The sequence below is a fragment of the Actinomycetota bacterium genome (genome assembly GCA_030774015.1).
Lineage (GTDB): Bacteria > Actinomycetota > UBA4738 > UBA4738 > JACQTL01 > JALYLZ01.
Genome location: JALYLZ010000037.1, coordinates 1 through 24,778, shown reverse-complemented (window position 1 = coordinate 24,778; position 24,778 = coordinate 1). Strand labels below are relative to the sequence as shown.

The 24,778-nt window shown below is 69.1% G+C and carries 20 protein-coding genes; 10 read left to right on the top strand and 10 right to left on the bottom strand.

The annotated features are described in order from the left end of the window. The coding region (locus M3Q23_03635; GenBank protein ID MDP9341203.1) for an ATP-binding protein at positions 1–545 on the top strand (545 nt) is incomplete at its 5' end. Positions 546–1,042: 497 nt separating this feature from the next. After that, positions 1,043–6,073 carry an AAA family ATPase gene (locus M3Q23_03630; protein MDP9341202.1) on the top strand — a complete coding sequence of 1,677 codons (5,031 nt, stop codon included), beginning with the start codon at positions 1,043–1,045 and terminating at the stop codon, positions 6,071–6,073. Positions 6,074–6,546: 473 nt separating this feature from the next. On the opposite strand, the gene M3Q23_03625 is transcribed toward M3Q23_03630, so the two are convergent. From M3Q23_03625 to M3Q23_03610, 4 genes are all read right to left on the bottom strand, one after another. Beyond that, complete coding sequence (locus M3Q23_03625) at positions 6,547–7,116, bottom strand: hypothetical protein (protein MDP9341201.1); 570 nt, start codon at positions 7,114–7,116, stop codon at positions 6,547–6,549. A 142-nt stretch (positions 7,117–7,258) separates the two neighbouring features. Then, positions 7,259–7,864: an ABATE domain-containing protein gene (locus M3Q23_03620; GenBank protein MDP9341200.1), complete on the bottom strand. Its 606-nt coding sequence runs from the start codon at positions 7,862–7,864 to the stop codon at positions 7,259–7,261. Positions 7,865–8,117: 253 nt separating this feature from the next. After that, positions 8,118–8,741 (bottom strand): hypothetical protein, encoded by a 624-nt coding sequence (locus M3Q23_03615; GenBank protein MDP9341199.1) that lies wholly within the window; start codon positions 8,739–8,741, stop codon positions 8,118–8,120. A gap of 494 nt (positions 8,742–9,235) precedes the next feature. Then, positions 9,236–12,697 (bottom strand): AAA family ATPase, encoded by a 3,462-nt coding sequence (locus M3Q23_03610; GenBank protein ID MDP9341198.1) that lies wholly within the window; start codon positions 12,695–12,697, stop codon positions 9,236–9,238. A gap of 208 nt (positions 12,698–12,905) precedes the next feature. Between M3Q23_03610 and M3Q23_03605 the strand changes: the two genes are divergently transcribed. Continuing rightward, a complete protein-coding gene (locus M3Q23_03605; protein ID MDP9341197.1) occupies positions 12,906–13,223 on the top strand; it encodes a leucine zipper domain-containing protein in 318 nt (105 codons plus the stop codon). Positions 13,224–13,671: 448 nt separating this feature from the next. Here the strand turns inward: M3Q23_03605 and M3Q23_03600 are convergent, their stop codons facing one another. After that, positions 13,672–14,655 carry a hypothetical protein gene (locus M3Q23_03600; GenBank protein MDP9341196.1) on the bottom strand — a complete coding sequence of 328 codons (984 nt, stop codon included), beginning with the start codon at positions 14,653–14,655 and terminating at the stop codon, positions 13,672–13,674. A 638-nt stretch (positions 14,656–15,293) separates the two neighbouring features. Here M3Q23_03600 and M3Q23_03595 point away from each other — a divergent pair. After that, positions 15,294–15,686 (top strand): hypothetical protein, encoded by a 393-nt coding sequence (locus M3Q23_03595; protein ID MDP9341195.1) that lies wholly within the window; start codon positions 15,294–15,296, stop codon positions 15,684–15,686. Beyond that, positions 15,679–16,239, top strand: a complete 561-nt coding sequence (locus M3Q23_03590; GenBank protein MDP9341194.1) for a hypothetical protein — start codon at positions 15,679–15,681, stop codon at positions 16,237–16,239. The genes M3Q23_03595 and M3Q23_03590 overlap by 8 nt, the downstream gene beginning before the upstream one ends. Positions 16,240–16,632: 393 nt before the next feature. Here M3Q23_03590 and M3Q23_03585 read toward each other — a convergent pair whose 3' ends face one another. Both M3Q23_03585 and M3Q23_03580 read right to left on the bottom strand, forming a co-directional pair. Next, the gene (locus M3Q23_03585; protein MDP9341193.1) at positions 16,633–17,034 is read right to left on the bottom strand and encodes a putative toxin-antitoxin system toxin component, PIN family; all 402 of its coding nucleotides are present in this window, start codon (positions 17,032–17,034) and stop codon (positions 16,633–16,635) included. Beyond that, positions 17,031–17,264 (bottom strand): ribbon-helix-helix protein, CopG family, encoded by a 234-nt coding sequence (locus M3Q23_03580; GenBank protein ID MDP9341192.1) that lies wholly within the window; start codon positions 17,262–17,264, stop codon positions 17,031–17,033. The genes M3Q23_03585 and M3Q23_03580 overlap by 4 nt, the downstream gene beginning before the upstream one ends. 201 nt (positions 17,265–17,465) lie before the next feature. Here M3Q23_03580 and M3Q23_03575 point away from each other — a divergent pair, with 201 nt between their 5' ends. Beyond that, positions 17,466–17,966: a cupin domain-containing protein gene (locus M3Q23_03575; protein MDP9341191.1), complete on the top strand. Its 501-nt coding sequence runs from the start codon at positions 17,466–17,468 to the stop codon at positions 17,964–17,966. An 8-nt stretch (positions 17,967–17,974) separates the two neighbouring features. Here M3Q23_03575 and M3Q23_03570 read toward each other — a convergent pair whose 3' ends face one another. Next, positions 17,975–18,556 carry a hypothetical protein gene (locus M3Q23_03570; protein MDP9341190.1) on the bottom strand — a complete coding sequence of 194 codons (582 nt, stop codon included), beginning with the start codon at positions 18,554–18,556 and terminating at the stop codon, positions 17,975–17,977. Between the two features lie 99 nt (positions 18,557–18,655). Here M3Q23_03570 and M3Q23_03565 point away from each other — a divergent pair, with 99 nt between their 5' ends. The 3 genes from M3Q23_03565 (at position 18,656) to M3Q23_03555 (ending at position 21,773) form a co-directional block, all read left to right on the top strand. Next, positions 18,656–19,801: a hypothetical protein gene (locus M3Q23_03565; protein ID MDP9341189.1), complete on the top strand. Its 1,146-nt coding sequence runs from the start codon at positions 18,656–18,658 to the stop codon at positions 19,799–19,801. A gap of 78 nt (positions 19,802–19,879) precedes the next feature. After that, a complete protein-coding gene (locus M3Q23_03560; GenBank protein MDP9341188.1) occupies positions 19,880–20,323 on the top strand; it encodes a ClbS/DfsB family four-helix bundle protein in 444 nt (147 codons plus the stop codon). 13 nt (positions 20,324–20,336) lie between these two features. Continuing rightward, a complete protein-coding gene (locus M3Q23_03555) occupies positions 20,337–21,773 on the top strand; it encodes an aldehyde dehydrogenase family protein (protein MDP9341187.1) in 1,437 nt (478 codons plus the stop codon). Positions 21,774–21,783: 10 nt separating this feature from the next. Here the strand turns inward: M3Q23_03555 and M3Q23_03550 are convergent, their stop codons facing one another. Beyond that, on the bottom strand, positions 21,784–22,716 hold the full coding sequence (locus M3Q23_03550; protein ID MDP9341186.1) for an alpha-ketoglutarate-dependent dioxygenase AlkB: 933 nt from the start codon (positions 22,714–22,716) through the stop codon (positions 21,784–21,786). Positions 22,717–23,227: 511 nt separating this feature from the next. Here M3Q23_03550 and M3Q23_03545 point away from each other — a divergent pair. Beyond that, complete coding sequence (locus tag M3Q23_03545; GenBank protein MDP9341185.1) at positions 23,228–23,473, top strand: hypothetical protein; 246 nt, start codon at positions 23,228–23,230, stop codon at positions 23,471–23,473. Between the two features lie 18 nt (positions 23,474–23,491). Here M3Q23_03545 and M3Q23_03540 read toward each other — a convergent pair whose 3' ends face one another. Beyond that, on the bottom strand, positions 23,492–24,673 hold the full coding sequence (locus M3Q23_03540; protein ID MDP9341184.1) for a glycosyltransferase: 1,182 nt from the start codon (positions 24,671–24,673) through the stop codon (positions 23,492–23,494). Positions 24,674–24,778 lie beyond the last annotated feature (105 nt).

Genomic DNA, 24,778 nt, shown 5'->3' with positions numbered 1-24,778 from the left:
TCGACCGCCGGGAGAACGTGCTCCTCGTCGGGAACCCCGGGACCGGGAAGACCCACTTGGCGATCGGCCTGGCCGCCTCCGCCTGCGCCAGGGGGTACCGGGTCCGGTTCTTCCGGGTCACCGAGCTCGTCACGCTGCTCATCGAGGCCAGGGACGAACGCGCCCTGCTCGGGCTGAGGGCCCGTCTGGGGAAGCTCGACCTTCTGGTGCTCGACGAGTTGGGCTACGTCCCGGCCTCCAAGGTCGGGGCCGAGCTGCTGTTCGACGTCATCTCCACCGCCTACGAGCGGACCAGCCTGATGGTCACGACCAACCTGCCGTTCGATCACTGGACCGAGGTGCTCGGCTCCGAGCGTCTCACCGGGGCCACCCTCGACCGGCTCACCCACCGGTGCCAGATCATCGAGACCAAGGGCGAGTCCTACCGTCTGAGAGATGCCAAAGCCCGGGTCCGGAGGCTGGGGTCGTCAGGGGCGCCGGGTCCGAAGGAGAGGCCAACGGCAGAGCATCCAGGACCCATGGAAGGAGGACCCCGAACCCGTTAGCATCCGACCCAGGTGCTGTCGTTTTCGACCGGCTCCCGCTGTCGTTTTCGACCGGCCTTCACATTCAGGCGGGCCGTGCCTCGTCGTGGCAAAGGGAGGAACTCGACCCCGCCATAATCAGCTGCGCCTGCGAGGTCGAGTCGTGCTCCGGCGCTGTGTTCTGCTGGTTTGCGTCCTTTGCAGCAGACCTCGGCTTCGGGCGTTGCCCGCAGCGGCGCGTGATTATTCGACCGAGACCTTCGCCGTCCCGGACGTCCTGCTGACGTGCGACTACGGCAAGGGCGAACCCCTTGAACGACCCCCCAGGGGAACCGAGGGAGGCTCGCTCCGGTCTCGTCTTGCCATGGGAGCAATGACCTCTGGGCCGCCCGGTGGCGCCAACGTGACGAAGAGCACCATGCTGTGGCAGCCGTTTCGGTTGTGCGCTCGCAGCGCCCATGGGACCATGGGCGCCCAGCTTCACCCATCGCCGAGGGATTGGAAGAGAGGGACGGGCGGTGACGGCAGCCGGGGACCCCCCGGAAGCGAGCCAGACGAAGCTCCGGTCGTTCCTGATCGCCGACATCCGGGGCTACACGAGGTTCACTGCCGAGCACGGTGACGCCGCCGCCGGCCGCCTGGCGGGGACGTTCGCCGGCCTGGCCCGCGACGCCGTCGAAGCGCGGAGCGGGCGGGTGATCGAGCTCCGCGGGGACGAGGTCCTGGCGGTGTTCGACGACGCGGCACAGTCGGTCCGCGCCGCGCTCGAGCTCCAGGCCACCTGCGCTGAGGAGATCGCCCGGGACCCCGCCCTTCCCCTGCTCGCCGGGATCGGCCTGGCGGCCGGTGAGGCGGTCCCCGTGGAGGACGGGTTCCGGGGCGCGGCGCTGAACCTCGCCGCACGGCTCTGCTCCAAGGCGGGGGCCGGGGACGTGCTGGTCGCCCAGTGGGTGGCCGAGCTCGCAGGCGAGATCGACGGGGTATCGATGGTGGACCGCGGCACCGTGGAGTTGAAGGGATTCCCCGAGCCGGTGGCCTACCTCCAGGGCACCGTCGAGACGGCCCCGCCCCCGGTCCCCGACGGTGCAGCGCCGGCCGGGCAGCGCGGTGTCCTCCCCTTGGACCTCGACACCGGCGTGCCGCTGGTGGGGCGGGAGCACGAGATGCGGTGGGCCCGTGGGACCTGGCGCCAGGCCCGCCGCGGCGCCGGTCGGGTCATGGCCGTCTCCGGGCCGACGGGGATGGGGAAGACCCGGCTCGCGGCGGAGATCGCGGCCCACGTCGAGGCGACCGGAGGCGCGGTCCGCTACGCCGGAGCCGGGGGGACCGCCATCGCGGACATCCTTGGGGCGATCGAGGCGGCTCGCACCGCCGCCGCCCCGGTGCTGGTGGTACTGGACGACCTGGACGCCGCCGGCGAGCAGGCGGCCGGTGAGCTCACGGAGGCGGTCGGTGAGATCGAGCGCCGTCCGGCTCTTGTGCTCACGCTGGTCGCTCGGCCCGACGTCACTGCCACCCTGGGGAAGTTGATGGAGGACCTCGACGTCCGCGGCGATGGCCACCGGGGCATCGGCCCGCTCGACGCCGAGGGCGTTCGCGAGATCTGCCGGGTCTACGCCGGCGACGACATCGCCGAGGCCCCCCTCGAGTCGATCGCCCGGTTATCGGGCGGCGTTCCCGGCAGGGTGCACGAGGTGATGAGCGAGTGGGCCCGCGACGAGGCCACCCGCCGGCTGGCGGCGGCGGCGGAGTGGCTGAGCGCGGGCCGGGAACGTCACGCGGCCGGGCTCGACTTCGCCAACAACGTGATCGGCCTCAAGCTCGACCGGATCTACCGAGTGCCCGAGGGGGGCACGGCCGAGGAGCCGCTCTGCCCGTACAAGGGCCTGGCCCCATTCGTCCCCGACGACTCCCGGTTCTTCTTCGGACGCGAGGGCATCGTCGGGGAGCTGGCGGCGCGAACCGTCGGGATCGGACTCCTCGGTGTGGTCGGGCCGTCGGGGTCGGGGAAGTCCTCCGTGGTGGCGGCTGGCCTTCGCTCGTCGCTGGCAGCCGGACTGCTCCCCGGGAGCGCCCGGTGGCGTCAGGTGGCCATGCGTCCCGGTGAGCATCCCATGCCGGCACTCCGCTCGGCTGTGGGCGGCCTCGCACCCGGGCTGGACGAGGACGATCCGCTGGGGTGGGCCATCGACGCACTGAAGCCGGAGGAGCGACTGGTGGTCTGCGTCGACCAGTTCGAGGAGCTGTTCACCACCGCCGCCGATCGGGACGAGGCGGAGGCCTTCGTCCGGGCTTTGCTGACCGCCGCGGCCAACCCGGACCGCGGGGTGGTGGTCATCTGCCTCCGGGGCGACTTCTACGGCCACGTGGCGGCCTACCCCGACCTGGCGGAGGCGCTGGCGGCGAACCACGTCCTGGTGGGCCCGATGTCGCCGGAGGAGCTCCGTCGGGCCATCGAGCTGCCGGCCCGGCGGACCGGGATCCGCGTGGAATCCTCGCTCGTCGATCGGCTCATCCAGGAGGTCGGGGAGGCCCCGGGGGGCCTTCCCTTGCTGTCCACCGCGCTCGTCGAGCTGTGGGAGGAGCGGGAGGGCGGATGGATCAGGCTGGAGGCCTACGAGCGGACGGGTGGACTGCGCGGCGCCGTGGCCCGGCTGGCCGAGCGCTCCTACCAGCAACTCACCGATGCAGAGCGCCAGACGGCGAAGACTGTCCTTCTCCGCCTCGTGGGCTCCGGAGACGGCGAGGCCGCCGTCCGGCGCCGGGTCCCCATCGCCGAGTTCGATCCCGATCGCAACATTGCCGCGGCCACGGTACTCAATCGACTAACCGAGGACCGGCTCCTCACTCGGAGCGACGGCCTGGTGGAGATCGCCCACGAGGCCCTGATCCGCGAGTGGCCGCGGCTGCGCGACTGGCTGGAGGAGGACGTCCAGGGACGAGCGGTGCGTGGGCATCTCACTGAGGCGGCCAAGCAGTGGCAGGAGGCCGACCGCAATCCCGCGGAGCTCTACCGAGGGCCGAGGCTGTCGGTGGCCGTGGATTGGGCGGCGACCCACTCGGATGCGCTCAACGACCTCGAGCGAGCGTTTCTCTCCGAGAGCCGGCAGGCGAGTGAGCGTGAGGCTGAACGACAGCGCAGAACCAACCGTCGGTTGCGGGGACTGCTCACCGGGGTGGCGGTCTTTCTCGTGCTGGCGCTCCTGGCTGGGGGGGTCGCCCTGGTGCAGCGGGGCCGGGCCCGCGAGTCGGCGGCGGAGGCGGGACGACAGGCCGACATTGCCCGATCCCGGGAGCTGGCCAGCTCCGCCATCAGCGTTCTGGACGAGGACCCGGAACTGACGATCCTGCTCGCGAACGAGGCGAAGCGGGCGGCTCCAGGTGAGGACCTCCCGCCTCGCCTCGTGACCGCCCTTCATGAGGCCGTGCGATCGATGCGGACCCTTATGTCCCGTGGGTGGGATCGCTCGCTCCCGTTCATGCAACTCGACGGGGTGATGAGTCCCGATGCCTCTCTCGTGGCGGTCACCGGCAGGAAGGAAACCCTCCAGGCGTGGGACTCAGCGACCGGAGACCTGGTCTGGGAGATCAAAGATAAGCATCGAGCGGGTTGGTTCTCGCACCCCCAGTTCAGCTCCGACGGGTCGGTCCTGGCGGTGGCGTTCAACCGTTACTGGACGAAGCAGAACCGGGTCGGTGGCGGCCGGGCCACCGGGATCTACCTCATCGACCCGCGGAATGGAGAGGTCCTCGAGCGAATCCCGCCGTCATCGAAGTGCGGTTGGGTGGGATTGCCGTTTGGGAACGCCTTCACTCCCAACGGTGACCAACTGATCATGGTGGCCGATCCACCCCCTTGCCGGGACGGGGGACTGCGCCTGGAGTTCGTCGGCCTGGACAGCGGGAGCGTCACCCGGCGCGTGCCGGTCACCTCTTCTCCGCAGGTCGAGAACGAGGGACCCCACCCCGTCCTGTTCGTTGGTGTGGACGTCCGCCATGGTCGGCTGCAGATCTCCGACGGGGTGGATCCCTTTGGACTGTCCGCCGCCTCGACACGGATGATCGACCTTGCGTCGGGCAAGGTGCTCTGGAAACGGCCGTACGTCAACGGGTTCCTGAGCCCCGATGGGTCGATAATGGCGCTCTCGGCCCCGGACCCGACCCAGCGAGCGGTGGAGTTGGTGGATCCGGCCACCGGCAAGACCTTGCGGTTCCTGACCGGTCAGAAGGCCGGCACCGCCGGCGTTGCATTCAGCCAGGACGGCCGGCTTGCCTACACGGCGGGCTTGGACGGGACCGCTCGGGTCTGGGACACGGCCACCGGGTCGAACCTGATCACGTTGACTGGCCAGAAGCGTGGCCTCGTGGGGCTGTCGGTGGACGACAAGGGCGACAGGTTGGCCACGTTCGGGCGCGACGGGACCGCCCGTGTGTGGGACCTCACCACGAGGCCTCTCGGTGAGACGATGGCCCTCGATCTGAGCCCCCGGCAGATCGGCACCAGGGCCATCGATGCGGCCGGCGGAGTCGGCGCCGTGATGGCGTTGGCGAACCGGGACACCGCCGTCGTTTTCGATGTGGCCACCGGTGAGGTCATCCGCCGGTTCCCCGACCACGCCGGGCTGGCGGTGGCGCTTGCCCCCGACGGCCGCGCCATCATCTACCAACACATGGTGGGTCGGGGCCCGAACCCCTCCACCCTCGACGTGGGGCCCATCGTGGTACGCGACGTTTCAACGGGAGCGACTCGGACCGAGCTCGAAGGACTCTGTAGCTTCGGCGTGGTCGATGTCGATCCCTCGAAGGACTGTCCCGTCCTCCCCCCTGACCATCCCTACGCGGAGTGGGTCTTGGGGATGTCGGTCACGCCCGACGGCCGATACGCCGTTGCGGGAGGCCAGAGCGTCGCCGCCTCGGTGTGGGACCTCGATACAGGTTCGGTCGTCGCCACGCTCGGCCCCTTCGGGGAACAAGGCTCTGCCCTGGTGGTCAGCAGCGCGGCGATCTCCCCCGACGGGTCGACGGTGGCCGTGCGCATCATCGGTGACAAGCAACCGAGGGTGATCGTTCTCGGACTCGACCGCTCCGTCCTCGCTGAGTTTCCTCTCGAGCCTCCCGCCACGTCGGCAGGCCACATCGCCTTCAGCCCCGACGGGTCCCTGCTCGCGGCCGGCGGAAGCCAGCTGAAGATGTTCGACACCAAGAGCTGGACCGTCCTCTGGCAGGTCGACGCGCACAATGGGGGAGTGTTCCACCTGGACTTCAGCCCCGACGGCCGATCCATCGTGACGACCGGCTTCGATGGCTTCGTTCGGCTGTGGGACGCACGCGATGGAAGCCTGCTCCAAGCCATCTCGATGGGCGAGGACTATGGGAAAGCCGTGGCGTTCACCGACGATCACCACGTGATCGTCGGCACGCAGAACGGACTCGTGGCCGGCCTCACCTTCGATGTCGATGAGCTCCTCCGGATCGGGCTTTCCAGGGTCACCCGCACCCTGACCGACCAGGAATGCCGAACCTATCTGCACCTGGATACCTGTCCCTAGGACTTCACCCACATCAGCTGATGCGTGGGGTTAGGGCTGTGCGAGTGGCCTTTCGACTCGAACCACTCGAGGCCCCGGTCCTCGTCGATCACAGCCTGCGACAGGCTGTCGTCAGGCCGCACTCCGGCCGCATGAGACCGAGAAACAGCAAGAAACGGCCGGGTCTTCCGCGAACTGAAACGGGCGTCAGCCCTCATCTTCCAGAGTTTCCGCTGGTCGTTCGGGTGGCTCGTCGAACATTGCCAGGGTGGGGGTCGCGGGTTCGAATCCCGTCGTCCGCTCCACAGAGGGGGTTCTCCGTTCTCCCTGGACCCTTTGCCGGGAAAATCGTCGCACTCTCCCAGCTCAGGAGGGGTGAAGCGGTCGCAGACGTTGGCTTTGAGACCCCGATGATTTCGGTCCTCGCGGTGTGCTCGTCATGGGCGATACCGTCTGAATAGGTGTCGGCTTCCAGGGATCTGTGACGGAGGCGGTCACCCGGCCTGCCGGCCCGCCTGGTGCTCCAGGCCCTGGAGTCTCGCCTGCACCCTCCGGACCGCTCGGGTGGCCAGCTGATCGCGGCGTGGGCCCTCGGTCGGTCCTCCCGGGTCGGTCAGCATCACCCCCAGGGGAATGCCGAACGGGTTCCCCCGGACGAAGACCGGGTCCAAGAACCGGGGATGGAGCCACACGTTGTAGATGGCATCGATGGCCCGGAGCCGGTCCCGGGTGGGGCCCACGTCAAGGTTGCGCCCCAGGATGGGCAGGGCCTCCCTGAGCTCCTCGATCCGGTCCTCGGGGTGAGCGAGGGTTCGGCGGGGCCGCCTCGGGGATCCGAACACCTGATACACCACGGCTAGGGCCCACCGGAACTCGGCCCGCTCGGCCCGGCGGATCTCCTCCGGTCGGCGGAACCGCTCCAGGAACTTCCGGTCCCTGGCCGCCGCTCCCCGCCGGCCGTAGTAGGCCGCGTTCTCCCGGGTGAACCGGCCCCCGACCCGTGGGGGCGAGGTGCCCCCGCTGGCCGCCGGTGCCCGGTCCAGAGTCTGTTCTGATTGGGCCACGAGACGCTCGTCTCCATTCGACGCGGCCCCGGCCTTCGGGGCCCTCTTCCAGGCTACGCCCCATGAGCGTGAGGCGCCGGCAGATCCGCCACCGTGGGACCGGCCCCCCCGGGAGGAGACGCCTCCATCCTGGCGCCGAGGCTCAGGCCGGTGATCCCCGGGAGCGGCTTCTGCCCTTGTGGCGGTAGGTGGCCACCTTGGCCCGGTTGCCGCAGCCCTGCATGGAGCACCATCGCCTGTTCCCCTTCCGGGACGAATCGACGAACAGGGCCCCGCACCCCGGGCGGGCGCACGTCCGGATCCGGGAGCGTTCGGCCGCCCCGAGGAGCTCGACCGCGTCCCGGGCGATCCTCGCCAGGGCCCCCGGCACGACGTGGGCCGCATCCCAGCTCACCGCGCCGGCCTCCGCATCAAGCCGGGGGGCCACCGGGTAGCGGGCCCCGGCGTTCAGCTGGGCCACCTCGTCGGGGGGAAGGGCCGTCTCCCCCGATGCGGCGAGGGCAGCGCGGGCGATGGCCTCCCGGAGCTTCCTGGCCTCCTGGAGCTGGTAGGTGCCCACGGAGGGGGAAAGGGCGGTGAGCCCGGCCTGGTGAAGCCACTCTCCCAACTCGGACACCGTGGCCAGGAGCTCCACCTCGCTACCCCCCCGGCCGGCGAGGGTGTTGGCAAAATCGAGGGACAGCCGTCCGGAGAGGAACCGGAACTGAAGGGGCTGGACGTTGCCCGCCGTGATCCCTTGGACGCTCATCGCAACACCATACTAAGAGGTGTTAGTGGATGTGGCCCAGCCCTTCATCCTCTCGACCTCGCTGGAAGGGCGACCAGGACCCGCATTCGGCCGAAATCGACACCTCTTCAGACGGTGTCGCCTCCGGCGAGCCTATCACGGGCCCATGATTTCCGGCAGTCGCAAATGCAACGTCCGCGACCGCTTCACCCCTCCTGAGCTGGGAAGACGCAACGATTTTCCGGGCAAGAGAGGTGAAAGGAAGAGGAAGGGTTTAAAGAGCCTTGACGGCATTCCCCACGCCCGGGAGCGGACGCTCCGGCGGGGGGAGCTCACCGTGGTTCGCGAGTACGAAAGACGGGGCCGGCCCCCGTTCCGGGCGGAACCTGGGGTCGGTCACCGGCACCCCACCGATGAAGTCCGGCCACCCGTACCACGCTCTGTCCTTCACTTCGAACAGCAGGTCGGGCGCCCCCCCGATGGGGCGCGAGCCTCGATCGTCCGCGCCCTGATCGATGGCGAGCAGTCTCCCGTCCGGGAGGAAGCCCAGCCCATAGGCGTTCCGCAGCCCCCACGCCACTAGGCGCAGGTCGCTGCCATCCAGGCGACAGCTCATGACCGAGGCGGTGCAGGGAACCGTTCCTGGTACACGCTCCCCGGTCGATGTGGAGGTGCCGAAGGGGACGAAGGCCCCCGTGGTCGCCGAGCCCTCATCGACCAGAGGATTGGGGGTGGTCACATTGACCCCGGCGAGCGTGACGTCGTAGCCCGGGAGGTCGTGGGTGTGGGGAAGCCGTCTGAGCCACCCGAGCTCTAAGGCGTCCAGGCCCACGATCCCGCTATTGGTCATGGCACCCTGGCTGAAGTACAGGCGGTCGTCCAGTCCGATGGCCGTCATGTTGGTCTGGTAGTTCCCATCCGCACTCCGAGAGCGAACGCCTTCGCCGAACGATGGGTCCGCACCGTCAGGCGTGAATGCCTCGACTGGACGCTCGTCCTCGGTCGACGTCATCTCGAGCGGGCGCTCCGAGAGTACGTCGTCCACTACAACGCGAAGCGGCCGCACCGCGGAATCGACCTCCGGGCGCCTGACCCGCAGCCGGATCCCCCCGCTCTGCTTCCCAACATCCTGTGCGTGAGAAGAAGCGACGTCCTGGGCGGCCTCATACATGAGTACGAACTGGTTGCTTGATCCCGAATCAGGGGTTTCCGTGCCCTTCAGGCGGAAGGGAACTGAGGGCGACGAGCCGAACTTCAGTCGACTCGGCGGTCGATGGCGTACGAGGAGCCGTGCTGCTTCTTGGCGAACTGCTTCATCTCGGTGGCCACGTCGACGGCCTCCGAAAGGGTGAGGGCTGCCTGCAAGCTCATCGAACCCGTTCCTCCGCTTTCCTAGGAGCTCATGGTGGACGCGCCGGGCAGGAGCGCACGCGCCTGGCCGGCCAGCGAGCGGGCCCGGAGGGAGGCGAAGATCGATTCGGCCCCGCGGGCGGGCGACTCGGCTTCGGCTGGGCGGCCAAGGGCGGCGAGACATCTCGCCTGTCCCAGCAGCGCGAGGCCCCGTTGGAACACGTGCCCTAGCGCGCCCCACGCCTCCTCGGCCCGGCCGAACCCCTCCAGCGCGGCCCCGTGGTTCCCGTGCGCCTCGTCGCGCTCGGCCTTCACGGACAGGGCCACGCCCACCGCCACGGGGTAGGCCGGCGGCGGGTCCGACGGCCGGACGACGAAATGGTCGACCTGGGTGAGATCGCTGAGCGCACGGGCTAGGAGGATCGCCTCGAGCAACCCGTACGCGCGGCCATGCGTGGCCTGGTCCAGCTCTTCGCCGAGCTCCTCGAGCAGGGAGGTTGCCTCGTCGTGCCGTCCGCGTTCGAGCGCGATTAGCGCGGCCACGGCAAGCGCCGGCCGGTACGTCTGCACGTCCCTGATCTCGCGGGCCGAGGGGAGCAGCTCCTGCATGAGCTCACCGGCCCGGTCGAGCTCCCCGCGGAGCGCGCGCACCCTCGCCTCCGAGATCCCTGCGATCACCAGCGGCTGCGCGTGGCCCTGCGGGCCGTACCATCGGCGGATCTCCTCGGACGCCCTGATCACCCCGTCCCATTCACCTGCGTCGAACAGGCGCCACGTGGTCTCCGCGCGCATCCACATCTGCTCCGCGACGATCCCGCGCCGCTCGGCGAAGCGCATCCCCTCCTCGTAGATCGCGAGCCCGGCCGCCGGCCCGTCGAGGCCGGAGGTCCAGTCCGCCAGGTTGGTGTAGGCGAGGGCCGTGACCCGCCCGACGCCTAGGTCCAGCCCGATGCGGAGCGCCTCCTGCAGGTCGGCCCGGCCGCCCGGGTCGCCGCTCATCACCCGGTAGATCCCGCGGAACTGCAGGCCGCGCATCCGCTGCTCGGGCAGGTCCATCTCGTCGCAGAGCGCGAGCGTCGCGTCCGTCCAGGTCTTCCACTCCTCGAAGCGGCCGGTCATCATCGCGTTCCCGGCACGGTTCGAGTAGGCCGCCACCAGCTCGGGCGTCGGCCCGAGCGGCTCGAGGAGCTCGATGGCCTCGGCCCCCAGCCGTTCCGACCGTTCGGTCCGCCCCACCGCCTTGAGGTAGCCGCTGAACTCCCGGAGCATCCCCCCCGCCCGCAGCGCCTCCCCTCGGCGACGATGATGGTCGATCGCGGCTTCGTACGCCGACACCATCTCGGACTCCGGGGTCTGGCCCAGGAAGACGCCGGCGGCCAGCGTTCGGACGTGCAGCAGGGGACGCTCGGGGTCGTCGGGCCCGAGGAGGGCCTCGGCCCGGCCGTAGAACTCGGCGGCCTTGGCCATGTCGAGGCGCATGGCGCGCTCGGCGGCCATCTGCAGCGCCCACGAAACCTTTCCCCGCAGCTCCTCTCCGGGGTCCCGTCCCGCCGCAATGGTGAGGTCGAGGGCGCGCTCGTAGTGGTAGGCCAGGAACTCGGCCTGGTCGGCCACCCGCTCGCCGACCGTCCGTTCGATCCACCCGGCCACGGCGAGGTGCTTGGCCGCGCGCTCGGCCCGCGGGATCTGACCGTAGGCGACGTCGCGCACCAGGGCGTGCCAGAAGGAGTACTCGCCCTGATCCTGCACGGATGTCGTTCGCACCGTCCGGACGAACTCCTTGCGGGCCAGGTCGTGTAGCCCCTCGCGCACGGTCCGTTCGTCGACGCCGCCCATCGCCTCGAGCGCCCCCGACCAGAACACCTTGCCTACGACCGACGCGTCGAGCACCAACGCCTTCCGCGCCGCCGGCAGCGTGTCGAGCCGGGCCCCGATGAGCGCGTGCACCGACTCCGGCAGCGGCATGCCTTCGGCCCCCGGCAACAGCCGGAGCGACGCGCCATGCCGCTCGAGGAGCCCTCGGTCCAGCAGCATCCGCACGAACTCCTCGGCGTACAGGGGGTTGCCGCCCGCGCGTTCGAGCAGCTCGGCCTGGAGCTCGGCCGGCAGGACGGCCTGCTCGAGGAGCGCCGAGAGGAGCCGCGCCGTGTCCGCTTCCGACAGCGGCGCCAGCGCGACCGTGGTCGAGTTCCGCTTGCCCCCGCCCCAGCCCGGATGGCGTTCGTACAGCTCCGGCCGGGCCGAACAGACGACGAACAAGGGGACGCCGCTCGACCACTCCACGAGGTGCTCGACGAACTCCACCAGCGGGCCGTCGGCCCAGTGCAGGTCCTCGAACACCAGGACGAGCGGGCCGCGGGCGGCGATCGACTCGATGAACCGGAGCCACGCGGCGAACGCCTCGTCCCGGTCGTCCTGCTGCCCCTCGCGGACCTCCACCCCTACCAGTGGCGCCAGTCGCCCGCGCAGCCAGTCGCGGTCGGCTTCGTCCCGGGTCACCGCCGCCAGCGCCGTGTCGAGCTTCGCCAGCGCCTCCTCCGGCGAGTCGGTCTCCAGGACGCCGGCCTGCGCCTTGACCATCTCACCGAGGGCCCAGTAGGTGACGCCCTCGCCGTAGGGCAGGCTCCGGCCCTGGCGCCAGTAGATGAGCTCGGGCCGGTCGTCGAGGTGGGCGCGGAACTCCCACAGCAGCCGGGTCTTGCCCACCCCCGGCTCGCCCGTGATGGTGACCAGCTGCACCGAGGGCTCGTCCACGGCCCGGGCGAACGTCTGGGTGAGGAGGGCGAACTCGTTGGCCCGGCCGACGAAGGGCGTCCGGGTGCCCTGCTCCACGTCGATGCCGTACCGACTTCGGGCCTCCAGCGCCCGCCAGATCTGGATCGGCTGCGCCTTCCCCTTCGCGGTCACCGGATCCAGCGGCTCGTACGAGATGAGGTCCTTGGTGGCCCGGTAGGTCACCTCGCCGACCACGATGCCCCCGACCGGGGCGGCGGCCTCGAGGCGTGCTGCCGTGTTCACGACGTCGCCGGTGACCATCCCCTCCCCCTCCTGGGGCCGCGCGTCGAGGGCCACCACCGCCTCACCGGTGTTCACCCCGATGCGGACCGAGAGGTCGAAGCCGGGATGCTGCTCGTTCAGCTCCTCGATCGAGTCGATGATCCGGAGCGCCGCCCGCACGGCCCGCTCGGCGTCGTCCTCGTGCGCCACCGGCGCGCCGAAGACCGCCATGACGGCGTCGCCGATGAACTTCTCGACGGTCCCCCCGTAGCGTTCGAGATCCTTGCGCAGGCTGGCGTGGTAGGGGCGGAGGGTGGCCCGGACGTCCTCGGGGTCGGCGTCGTCCGAGCGCGCCGTGAAGCCGACGAGGTCGCAGAACAGAACCGAGACGAATTTGCGCTCCTCGCGCCTCGCGGGCGCGGGCTCCGACGCCAGCGCCGTCCCGCAGGAGGAGCAGAACCGCGCGCGGTCGGGGTTCTCCTCGCCGCATACCGAGCAGATCGCCACGGGAGCAGTCTAAGAGAGGCGGCCCCGGGCCAGAGGAGGACACGGCCGTCCGCGTCACTCCCAGGTGCTACCTGGGCAACGATGTCCCGGGACATGTGTGCACGATGTCCCGGGACATCACATGGGTGCCCCCGGCAGTGTCTGGTTTCACGACATAGTTCCGCCTGTCTCGGGACATCGTGCCTACCTCGGATGAGAGGGGTGGGCGATGTCGTTGGCTCGGCTGGTGGTCACGGCGGTGAGGGTCGAGGGACGGACGAAGGCCGAGGTGTCCCGGGACTACGGGGTCTCGCCCCGGTGGGTCTTCGAGCTCTGCCGGCGCTTCGATGCCGAAGGGGAGGACGGGCTCGAACCTCGGTCCAGGCGACCGTGGCGGAGCCCGCTGCGCACCCCGATCGAGGTCGAAGACGAGATCGTCGAGCTGCGCAAAGGGCTGCTCGATCAGGGCCTCGATGCCGGGTCCCACACACGATCGCGGTCCATCTGGGGAGGCTGTGGGGTGCATTTATTCGGATCACGCGCCTGACCTGCGATTCTTGCAGCCCTGCTCACATCGCTTCCCGTTGGGGATCGACCGGCGCGCGGTCGTGGACTGCCTGGTCCCGCTGCGCCACCAGGCCAAGAACTTGAGTCAGAGTCACTCAGGGTTTTCCTCGTCGCGTCAGACCCGCCATGGTGAGCGGCCGCGGCCGACGGCAACGTGGCGAAGCTATGCCCGACCTGATCGAATCCCAAATGACCTGTTCGGAGGCCGGATTCGAGTTTTTGTACCCACGGGTTGGATCAGGAGTTTGTGTGCCCTTCACCCGCTCGAAGTGTTGTCTGCCGAGGATGAGGGTCCAGTCCAAGCACTCGGCGCTTCTGGACCCTATGGGCAGTTCTGGCATCCTTCAGACGTCATCAATGCCGACACCGGGGTCGAATCTCAGGCCAGACGCTCCGCCCGGACCGGCGCTCCGTGGCCGGGTTCAGGCTCACCTGTGGGCTCCCCTTGGACGTCCTCGGGGGTTCTTCCAGACCAGTGGCGAGTCGGTTATCGATTGAAAGGCCTGGCGGGCATCTCGCGCAAAGGTTCTTTCATTCTTGTACTTCGTGTCTGCTCGGACTCCGTTCCAGGCCTTCATTGCTTCGAGCCAGGTTCGACCGTCGTTGTAGCGATGGGCAAACACGGCAAGGTCCGCCCGCGACGGGGTAGGTTCCCTGACCCTCTCCCGAGATGGGGGTTTCCCAGGAGCGTGCTCTTTCGCGAGACGGTAGAGGGATTGAACGTTCCTTACGCTTAGTCTCGGACTCAGTCGCGCCACCAGCATCACTTCGGCCGGGAAAGGAGGACGACCCGTTAGGTTGGGCGATTCCTCTTGGATGCTGGCCATGGGGACTGATGGAGTGTCTCCGGTCAGGACGAAGCGGACGGCCTTGGGTTCGAACCACCCGTAGAGATCGCGCAGTTCCATCCCTATAGCGGCCAGCTGTCCAAGGACGCTGACCCTTGTAACTGCAATGGCGTCGGCCGTCCGTTGGACCACCCGAAGGCCACCCTCTTCGGCAAGCTCGTCCTCGAAGTCATAGGGGCGGGCCAGGCCGATCAATTCGGTCCTCGAGGCCGCGGCGGCCCGGCTGGCCTCCCGTGGCTTGCCGCTTCCCTCGGGTAGGTGCTTCCGCACCCAGGTCTTCATTTCGCTTGTCTTCAGCAGCCTGTTGCCCAGAACCGACTCCCTGAATTGACGTACTGAAGGTCGTTCAGCGGCCTCGTCGGCTAGGATTTGAGCGAGTGCGAGCGCCGACCTGTTGGGGGGGACTTCGACATGGCGGCGAGGGGATTCAGCGTTTTCGGGTCGGGCGCCGGATCGGCCCACGTACTTCTCCATCACTCTCAAACGAGGCTCAAGGACGTCGAGTGCCTCCTCAAGGGGGACACCGCTTCTTAAGTCGGTGAGCGCGTCCTCCACCTCACCCAACTCGAGGGCCATCGCCCAGGCCAAAGGCGCAGGCGGTCGGCCGAGTTTCCTCTCGACCTCCCGGCGGAGTTCCGGTTCCCCAAAATGGCTCACGTTAGCATCCCACAGCATGGCTCATATACAGTGAATCCTCGGATGGCAACTGAGCGCCTGAACTCGCGGGTGATGTGAGTGTCCAAGACGCGAGCGGCCGCGAGGCGGCTCCGAGAGTAAGGCAACCTTGACAACTCAATAGCGAAGCCTCACTCGGTCCATGGAGAGAGGTCGACTTCCTGAGGCGCTCGGGGGGGGCCGGCCGGATCGAGGCCTCACAACCGCAACATCGCGACAATTCGGACTAAACGAACCTCCTCAAAAAAGAGGGAAGGAGGAAGAAATTCGCATGGCAAGTCCCCATGAGAGCCTACCCGGACCCTATTCACGAGATCGGATGCCTGAGATTGCGGACCAGTTCAACGACTTCTTCTGGAACTGGCGCATCCTGGCTCATCTATCCAACATCCGCCACCATGCGCCCGCAACTTGACAACTGAACAGCGAACCGGCCGCCGGCCCCAGCCGGGGGGCCCCCAGGTAGGCCCGCGGCATCACGGTAGGACGAGTGCCCCAACTTGGACGGGGCGGAAGGAGGAAAGATTGTGAATGAGCAGAGCTATGTGCCCGGACCCTACCCGGTGGCCCGGCTGGAGGACATGTCCGTTCGATTTGCTGACTTCTTCTGGGCGTGGCGGAAGCCGGCGTACTTTCCGTCGCTCAGTGCGTACGGGGATCTCGAGTGGGTTGACCACAGGGCGATGGTCGACACGCCGTGGTTCAGGGAGTGCTATGTCCGCTTCACTCGGATCCTGATGGACAACGTGTGTGCCCAGTTGAGCGCACTCTCTGACTTCCCTGAGGTGAAGGCGTTCATTGCGGAGTTGTCAGATCTCGTCGGCACATGCGCCACCGGTGCACCCAGCTTGGCAGAACACCGAGCTCCCGACGATCCCGACGAGGAAAGCCCCCACCCAGACGGCCACGACGATGAGTGAGCTCAGGGACGACATCACCGGGTCAGACCAGTTGAACGCGAAGCAGTTGGAGGCCATCAACCTTCTGTCCACCGGGATGACGAAAGTGGCGGTAGCCGATACGGTCGGTGTGCACCGGGTGACACTTTCGGGCTGGCACAAGGATCCCCGGTTCCGGGCCGAACTGAACCGCCGGATCCGTGAGCGGGCGGAAGCGTCCGCAGTGCGAATGCAGAACCTCGTGGAGGCATCCCTGGATGTCATGGAGGAGGCCATCAGGCGCGACCGTGACCCCAAGGCTGCTGGTCAGTTCCTCCGACTCGTCGGTGCCCACGGGTTCCTGGGCGCGCCGGTAGTTGAGCCGGCGACGTTCGAGGAAGCCGCGCTCCAGATCGCGCTCGAAGAGGAACATCGAAGTCGTGCACTGAGCCTCGTGGTGGCAGCTGGCAACCCCCCCACGCCCACCGAGCGGGTCGTCGAGTACCTTGCTGGGGCGCCCGAGGCCGGGAAGTCGCCCCCAGCGAAACCAGATAAGAGTCAGCCAGCCCAGCCGGGTTCAGCCGAGAAAACGTAGCGATCTGTAGCCTCTTGCAGTGCAGGCCCGTTCCCGATTCCCCGCTTTCCGTTCCCAGCCCCTTCTGGGCATCAGGAGTCACCGGGGGAAACCGGGTTTTCTCCCGGCCCGACGAGGGCACATCTTGAGCGGTCACCGGATTTCCACGAGGGTCATCCTCCAAGGCTCGCAGTTGCCCACTTGATCGCCTTGCCAGCGGTCTTGCCCGTAACGCCCAACCGGCGAGCGATTGCGGAATCGCTCAAGCCAAGCTGATGAAGGTGCAATGCGAGGGCTGCGATGGCCTGGTACTTGGGCGGTGGGGTGTGATCGACCAAGTGGACTGTGAAGAACAAGTCCGAGGAGGTTCGGCTTCTTTGCGTCCGTGTCCACGAAACCTGGGAGTACCAGATCCTACTCGAACTCCGCCAAGAACGTCGACGGATTCATGATCTGGATCTCTCGCCAGGACTTGAGCCGAAGAACGTGCATATCGCCCGAGACGATGATATCCGCAGCGCCCTCGAGTGCAGCCTCCAGGACACGGTCGTCGGCCGGATCATCCTCGACCACGCGGACCCTCTCATTCGGGCGGACGACGACACCAGTATCTGCGACTTCGGCTATTGCTTCCTCGACGCGGACGGCTTCCCAATCGAACTTCTCGGTCAGGACGCGGGCGAGCTCCGCGAGCAGCGGAGGCGATATGACGAGGTCGATCACCCCTTCGAGAGCTAGGCGGTAGACCTCTTCAGGAGGCCCTCCCGGAAAGTTGAACGCCGAGACCAAGACGTTGGTGTCGAGGACGACTCTCAACTCTTGCGGAGCTCTTGGATCAGGCGCTCGACGTCCTTCTCGGATTTGATACCTAGACGGCTCGTGCGGGCGGCCCCATACCGCTGGAGGGACTCGAATCGCTGCGTCTTCCGCCAGGTCCTGTACACACGCAGCATCTCGCGGAACAATTCGCTCTTGTTCCGACCCTCCTCGTCTGCGATCTTCTCGAAGTCCTCCGCAGTCTGAGGCGGGACGGAAACGGTCAGCACGCGAGTCGATCTCCGAAGCGCCATGCACGACAGAGTATTACAACCATGTCTGATCGTCAAGGCTCCTGAGCAAGCAGGACGCGTAGCTCCTCCACCAAACCCAAGAGGTCCCGCTCGGAAGCGGCGTGTGCTCGAAAGCGCGGCTCCGGTCGACGCACGGGTATGCTCCATCGACGAGACCGAGCCTCGGAGGGGGGGCGGATGTCAATTCCGGGAACGAGCGGCGGTTACGGGCTGGGGCCGGGCGAGGGCGAGGCGTTGTGGTTCAACGGGGCACTGGCAGTTCTCAAGGCGACCGGGGACCAGACGGAGGGACGCTTCGCGGCGGTGGAGTGGCTGCTGCCCAAGGGGTTCGCCTCTCCGCTCCACATCCACCGAGCGGAGGACGAGTTCTTCGTCGTCCTCTCCGGCGAGGTTCGTGTCCAGCACGGTGACGCCGTGGCCGAAGTGGTGGCCGGCTCGCTCATCTATGGCCCTCGCGATGTCCCGCATGCGTTCCGCGTCGATTCCGCGGAGGCCCGCCTGCTCCTGTTCTTCGGGCCCGCGGGTGTCGAAGGGTTCTTCCGCGAGGGTGGGAAGCCGGCCCGGTCCCTTGGGCTGCCGCCCGCCGACGAGCAGTTCGTCGACAAGGAAACGCTCAAGGAGATCGGCAGCCGCTTTCACCAGGAGTTCGTCGGTCCACCGCTGCCGCCGAAAGACTGACCCCGGGCTCAGATCGTTGTCATCTTCGCCACCACGGTGTCCTTCGTCGCCGGGTCCGCGCTGGAGCTCACCGTGACGTGGCAGGTGTAGCTGGCCCCCGCGACCGTGGTGCTCGCTCGGAAGGTGATCGTGATGATCGTGTTCTTCGCCGCCGATCCGGCGGGTGCGGGGAACGACGCGGTTCCCGCCTTGAACCCCGAGGTGATCGTGGCCTGATTCGTGTGGGACCTCCACGCTCCCTCGTTCACCGACAACACGGGGAACGTCTGGCTGCCGGAGCATCCCTTCACGCGGAGGGTCCCGTCGAGGGTTCCGTCGTTCTGGAGCAAGACCCAGAAGCGGATCATGTTCCCCTCTTCCACGCCGGCCGAGACCAGCTGGCCGTGCCCGGTGGTGTTGTACGCGTTGTTTCCGAACCAGGGGTGCCACGGGGCGAACAGGCAGGTGTTCGCGGGTCCGCAGAGCTTGATCCAGGCATCCGGCCGGCGTGACGGGGCGGCGCCGGAGGTGCCGGGGAACGCTATCGCGCCCACGATCAGCACGGAGACGGCGAGGCCCCACCGCAGGCTGATCGATCGTCGCTTGCCCACCGCCGTCAGACCATCCTTCCCGGCCACTTTGAAAGGGCGGTTGCCACGATAATCGGGTCCCAGCAGGATGTCCTCTCCCGTGGATTCGGTCGTGGTGGCATGAGGTCGCTTCGCCGTTGGGCGCTGGTGTGCTCCCTGGCGGCGATATCGTCGGCGTCCGGGTTCGTGCTGGGGTCGTCCGCGTCGCCAGGCACAGCCCTGGGAAGCGGCCTGGTCGGGGAGCTCTCCGCCGTCAGCGCCCTCTCCCCGACGGACGCCTGGGCGGCCGGCAAGCTCTTCCCGACCCCTTCCGACATCGGCGACTTCAACGCCACGACGGAGCGCCGCCATGGCACGGGCTGGTCGCGTGTCTCCAGCCCGAGCCCTCCCAGCCACAAGGCCGAGCTCCTCGGCGTGAGCGCGGTCTCCTCGAGCGACGTCTGGGCCGTCGGTCGGTACACCAACACCACGGGCAACGACCGGACCCTGATCGACCACTGGGACGGAAAGCACTGGAATGTCGTCCCCAGCCCGAACCCGAGCCCGTTCGGGAACGGCCTGGCCGGGGTGAGCGCCCTGTCGGCCTCCGACGTGTGGGCGGTCGGCTACTCCGGCGCGCCCAAGTCGCTCATCCTGCACTGGAACGGGATCTCCTGGTCCCAGGTCCCCAGCGTCGATCCGGGAGGCGGCGCGGGGAACGTCCTGTCGGCCGTCAGCGCACTGTCCTCGTCGGACGTATGGGCGGTCGGGTTCTACGTGTCGGGTTCAGGACCGAAGACGCTGATCGAGCACTGGAACGGCACGGCATGGACGGCCGTGCCCGGCGTGGATCCGTCCGGCAGCGACAGCGAGCTGACCGGCGTGAGCGCCGTGTCAACGAACGACGTCTGGGCGGTCGGCTATTTCAATGCGCGCTCGGGCGACGAGACCCTCGTCGAGCACTGGAACGGCACGAGCTGGTCCAAGGTGGCGAGCCCGAACGTGACCAAGGAGAGCGCGCTGGCCGCCGTGAGCGGGCTCTCCTCCACCGACGCGTGGGCCGTGGGCTCCTCGGGGACCGCGACGGTGAAGACAGTGATCGAGCACTGGGACGGGGTGAAGTGGACCAAGGTGGGGAGCCCGAACGGAAAGGGCGCCGAGAACGAGCTGCTCGGCGTGAGCGCACGGACGGCCAAGGACGTGTGGGCGGTCGGGTACTCCGGGGGAAACTCCAGCCACCACACGCTGATCGAGCACTCGGATGGCACCGCCTGGTCGGTGAAGTAACAGCCGAACGCCGTCGACGAGGGCTCGCACCGCGCGATGGTATCCGAGCCGCCGGCGCGATTCGAGTAACGTCACGGCGTGACCTTCTCTGAGTTGCTGGCGGCGGAGGATGCCGGGTGGGACGAGCTGCATTCCCTGATGGACTCCCTTACGCCGGAGCAGGCCGAGCGTCCGGGGTACTACCCGGAGGGGTGGTCGGCGAAGGACATGCTCGCGCACATCGGGGGCTGGCTGGCAGAGGCGGGCGTCATCCTGGAGCGGATCCGTGGCGGCACGTACCGGCCCGAGGAGATCGACGTCGAGGCCATGAATGAGCGGTTCCTGGAGGCCATGAAGGACGTTCCGCTCGACATCGTTCGGGCCCAGGCGTGGTCGGCGCGCACGCGGATGCTCCAGGAGTGGAAGGAGTTCCGGGACCTGCCGCCGGAGGCGCGGTTCTGGATCCGCAAGGCCGGGGCCGAGCACTACGACGAGCACCTGCCGCGCCTGCGGGAGTGGGTCGCGGAGATCCGATCGGGGTAAGGGGGATCGTGCCATGGCCGAGCCCGTGCGTGCGCTGAGGGAAGCCCGCGAAGAGGACGTTCCTGCCGAGGGGGCCCGAGAGCTGGTGGCGCGATTGCGCCGGGCCTTCGATGCCGGGCGGACCCGCCCGGCCGCGTGGCGCAAACAGCAGCTCCGGCAGATGCAGCGCCTGCTGACCGAGGGCGAGCGGGAGCTCACCGAGGCCCTGCATGCCGACCTGGGACGGGCCGCCATCGAGTCCTGGACCGCGGAGCTCCGGTTCGTGTGGCGCGAGATCGATCACATGCTGAGGAACCTCGATGCCTGGATGGCGCCCGAGCGGGTCCCCGTCCCGATCGTGCTCCGGCCGGCCAGGGCGACCATCCTGCGCGAGCCGCTGGGGGTCGGGCTGGTGATCGGGCCCTGGAACTACCCCGTGCACCTGGTGCTGTTGCCCATGGCCGCGGCGATCTCGGCGGGAAACGCCGTGATCGGGAAGCCCTCGGAGATCACGGCCGCGACGTCGGAGGCCATCGCCCGCCTGGTCCCCCGGTACCTGGACCCGGACGCGGCGGCGATCGTGGAGGGCGGGGTGCCCGAGTCCCAGGCGCTGCTGGCGGAGCGGTTCGACCACATCTTCTACACCGGGAACGGGAGGATCGGCCGCATCGTCATGGAGGCGGCGGCCCGGCATCTCACGCCGGTCACCCTGGAGCTCGGTGGCAAGAGCCCCGCCATCGTGGACCGGGACGCCGACCTCGACGTCGCCGCCCGCCGGATCGCGTTCGGCAAGTTCCTGAACGCGGGGCAGACGTGCGTGGCGCCGGACTACGTGCTGGTGCACCGCGACGCGGAAGGGGCCCTGGTGGAACGGCTGGCCGCGAGGGTCCGCGAGTTCTACGGCGACGACCCCAGGAAGAGCCCGGACTACCCGCGCATCGTGAACGACCAGCACTTCGGCCGGCTCACCGGCCTGCTCGAGGCCGGCGGGTTCGAGGCGGTGATGGGCGGAGGACCGGCCGAGGCCGACCGGAGCGACCGGTACTTTCCGCCGACCATCCTGCGGGGCGTGTCACCGGACGCGCCGGTCATGGAGGAGGAGATCTTCGGGCCCATCCTGCCGGTGATCGGCGTGGACGGCCTCGACCAGGCGATCGAGTTCGTCAACGCCCGGCCGAAGCCGCTCTCGCTGTACGTGTTCTCGAACGACCGGGCCGCCGCCCGCCGGGTCGTCGCACGGACGTCGTCGGGCAGCGCGTGCGTGAACACCTGCGTCGTGCAGCTGGCCGTGCCGGAGCTGCCGTTCGGCGGCGTCGGCGCCAGTGGGATGGGCGCCTACCACGGCCGAAACGGCTTCGAGACGTTCAGCCACCGAAAGAGCGTGCTGGAGAAGCCCACGCGGTTCGAGCCGCCGATCCAGTACCCGCCGTACACCAGGCTGCGGCGGTGGCTGCTGCGCCGGGCCCTGTAGCGACCGACGGTTACGGGCCGGCGTCGACCACGCCGCCGCCGTCGCCGGTGCCGTCGCCGTCGCCGGTGACGTCCTCGACCCTCTTGTGCGCGTAGGCGCGGACGTCGAGGTTGTGGCGGTAGGCCAGGCTGATGCGGGGGCCGGCCGCGGCGACCTTGGGGACGCTGTGCTCCCACGTCTCCTGGGTCTTCCCGCCGGTGACCAGGAGGTCCCCTCGCCCCAGCACGAACGTCCGCGACTTCCCGCCACCCTTCGGGCGGAGCAGGAACTTCCGGGGCTCGCCCAGGGACACCAGGGCCACGATGGGGTCCTCGATCTCGCGGGTGAGGCGGTCGCCGTGCCACGCCACGCTGTCGCGCCCGTCCCGGTACAGGTTGAAGCCGACCGAATCGAACTCCCGCCCGTATCGCTCGGACAGCGCCGTGCGGATGGCCTCGAGGACGGGCGGTTCCAGCGGCTGGCCCGAGGTGGCGTTCCACGGCGAGGTGAGCCTCGGTTCCTGGACGGTCTTGTCGTACATACGCCGCGAGCGCTGCTGCCACTGTCGTCCTGTAAGGACCTCGTCGAACAGCCGGTCCGACCCGGTGATCCACTCCGGGCAGTGGTCCACCCACGCCTCGCCGTCCAGGTGGACGCGCTCCAGCGCCGAGAACGACGGATCGATGGACACGACCTCGTCCACGGCCAGCAGCGACGGCTGCCAGGCGAGATCGGGGGAAGGCGCCACGATCCAAGCGTACCGGCCGGTGATACGGTCCGGCCCGTGCTCGATCCGGCCCGGCACCTCTTCGCGATAGCGCGCTCCGCCGCCACGCGCCGACGGCAGGCCGGCCGGAACCGCGAGGCCCTCCGGGAGCTGGAGACGACCCAGCTCGGCCTGCCGAAGGGCCTGGAGCTGGAATGGCTGGGGGTGGCCGGGTTCCGGCTGACCTTCGAGGGCCACACCCTGCTGATCGACCCGTACGTCTCCCGGGCGCCGCTGGCCAGCCTACTCCGGCGCCGGCCCGTCCTCCCGGACCCGGCCATGCTGGACCGGTTCCTGGATCCACCCGGACCCGTGGTCGGCGTGCTGGTCGGCCACACCCACTTCGATCACGCCGTCGACGCACCGGCCGTGGCCCGCCGCTTCTCGTGTCCTGCACTGGGGTCCCGTTCGCTGGGCAGGCTGATGGAGCTGCACGGGCTGGGGGAGCGCGCCGTCGAGGTCGAGCCGTATCGCGTGTACGAGCTGGGGCCGTTCTCGGTGACCTTCGTCCCCAGCGTGCATTCCCGGCTCCTGCTGGGGCGCGCGGTCCCGTTCGACGGCGACCTGACGTGCTCGCAGCTGGAGCGCCTGTGGCCCGGGGCCTACCGCTGTGGACAGGTCTGGGGCATCCGCGTCGACGTCGCCGGGGCCAGCCTGTACCACCAGGTGCAGCGCGGACCTCCTCGACGGCGCGATCCGCCATCACGGCGTGGACGTCTTCGTGGCCGGGGTGGCGGGGCGCGAGTTCACCAGGGGCTACTGGGGCCGGATCCTCCCCGAGCTGGAGCCCCGCGTGGTCGTGCCCAGCCACTTCGACGACTTCTTCCGTGCGCTCACCCGGCCCATGGGCTTCGCGCCGAACGTCAACCTGGCCCGACTTCCGGAGGAGGTCCACGCCGTGGCCCCGGACGTGGAGGTCCGCACGCTTCCGCTGTTGCAGGCCGTGGCCGGCTGAGCCCGGCGGCCCTTCGTCCTAGCGAGCTCGCGCGGCCGGGCGGCCCTTCCAGGTCCCTCCCACCCCGCGGCGATGGCGCCGCGCGGAGTCCACGGTCATCGCCGTGTACAGGAAGGCGACCATCGGTAGCGCCAGGCCTCGGAGCGGGCCGAGCCCGTACAGCCGCAGGATGGGCACTTCGGTCGCCGCCAGGGTCACCCAGGCGGCCAGGCCGCACGACGCCGCGACCACCGAGGCGGCACCGGAGCCCCCACCGGCAAGGTCGACCAGGCCGGTGATGGCGGCAACCGGCGGGACGGCGAACAGCACGACCAGCCCGGCTACCGTGCCCGCCAGCAGCGCCGGCGAGTACCGGAGCTGGGTGTAGGCGCTGCGAGCGACCATCGCCCACAGGTCCCCGAAGCGGTGGGGCCGGATGCTGGTCACGCCGGCGGCGTGTCCCAGCCACATGCCGCCCGACCCGGGCCGTCGCTTGAGCAGCCGTCCCAGCGAGACGTCGTCGATGAGCCGGCCCCGGATCCCCTCCAGCCCTCCGGCGGCCTCCAGGGCTTCCCGGCGAACCAGCATGCATCCGCCGGCGGCACCCGCGGTCCGCGCCGCCGGCCGGTTCACCTGACGGAACGGATAGAGCATGGCGAAGAAGTACACGAAGGCGGGGAGGATGGCTCGTTCCCAGAACGTGGTGGTGTGGAGGCGGGCCATCTGGGACACGAGGTCCAGGCCTCGGGCCTCCGCGGCCCGCACCAGCGCGGCGACCACCGAGGGTTCGTGGACGATGTCGGCGTCCGTGAACAGGAGGTAGCCGGGCTCGCCGGCCTCAGCCGCGCCCTGCGACATGGCCCACACCTTGCCCACCCATCCGGGAGGCAGGGCGGTGCCCTTGATCATCGTGAGGGCGTCGCGGGTCGCAGCGGCCGTCGCGGCGGCTTCCGCGGCCGCCGCCGTCCCGTCGTCGCTCTCGTCGTCCACGACCACGACCCGGAACCGCCCCGGGTAGTCCTGCCCGAGCAGCGTCGGGAGGGTGAGCGGCAGGACTGACGCCTCGTTTCGGGCCGGCACGATCGCGACGACCTCCGGCCAGACGGGCGGATCGGACGCGAACGGCAGCCGCTGGTCCGTCCGCCAGAACAGTCCGTGGCCAACCAGCAGGTAGAGCCAGGCGGCGAGCCCGGCCACCGCGAGGCCGGCCAGGACGGTCATGCCGGGAAGCCTCCCACAGGCGAGCGCGGCCCCGGGCTGCGCCCAGGCTGGAACCCTGCCCGGGGTGGATCGGGGGAACGAGAAGGGGGAGCCTCACCCTCCGGG

Excerpts from the sequence above, each read along its gene's own strand:
- M3Q23_03620 (MDP9341200.1), bottom strand. The coding sequence starts at position 7,864 with ATGAGCGTCCAAGGGATCACGGCGGGCAACGTCCAGCCCCTTCAGTTC.
- M3Q23_03615 (MDP9341199.1), bottom strand. The coding sequence starts at position 8,741 with ATGACGGCCATCGGACTGGACGACCGCCTGTACTTCAGCCAGGGTGCC.
- M3Q23_03540 (MDP9341184.1), bottom strand. The coding sequence starts at position 24,673 with ATGACCGTCCTGGCCGGCCTCGCGGTGGCCGGGCTCGCCGCCTGGCTC.
- M3Q23_03555 (MDP9341187.1), top strand. The coding sequence starts at position 20,337 with ATGGCCGAGCCCGTGCGTGCGCTGAGGGAAGCCCGCGAAGAGGACGTT.
- M3Q23_03590 (MDP9341194.1), top strand. The coding sequence starts at position 15,679 with ATGAGTGAGCTCAGGGACGACATCACCGGGTCAGACCAGTTGAACGCG.
- M3Q23_03605 (MDP9341197.1), top strand. The coding sequence starts at position 12,906 with ATGTCGTTGGCTCGGCTGGTGGTCACGGCGGTGAGGGTCGAGGGACGG.
- M3Q23_03575 (MDP9341191.1), top strand. The coding sequence starts at position 17,466 with ATGTCAATTCCGGGAACGAGCGGCGGTTACGGGCTGGGGCCGGGCGAG.
- M3Q23_03565 (MDP9341189.1), top strand. The coding sequence starts at position 18,656 with ATGAGGTCGCTTCGCCGTTGGGCGCTGGTGTGCTCCCTGGCGGCGATA.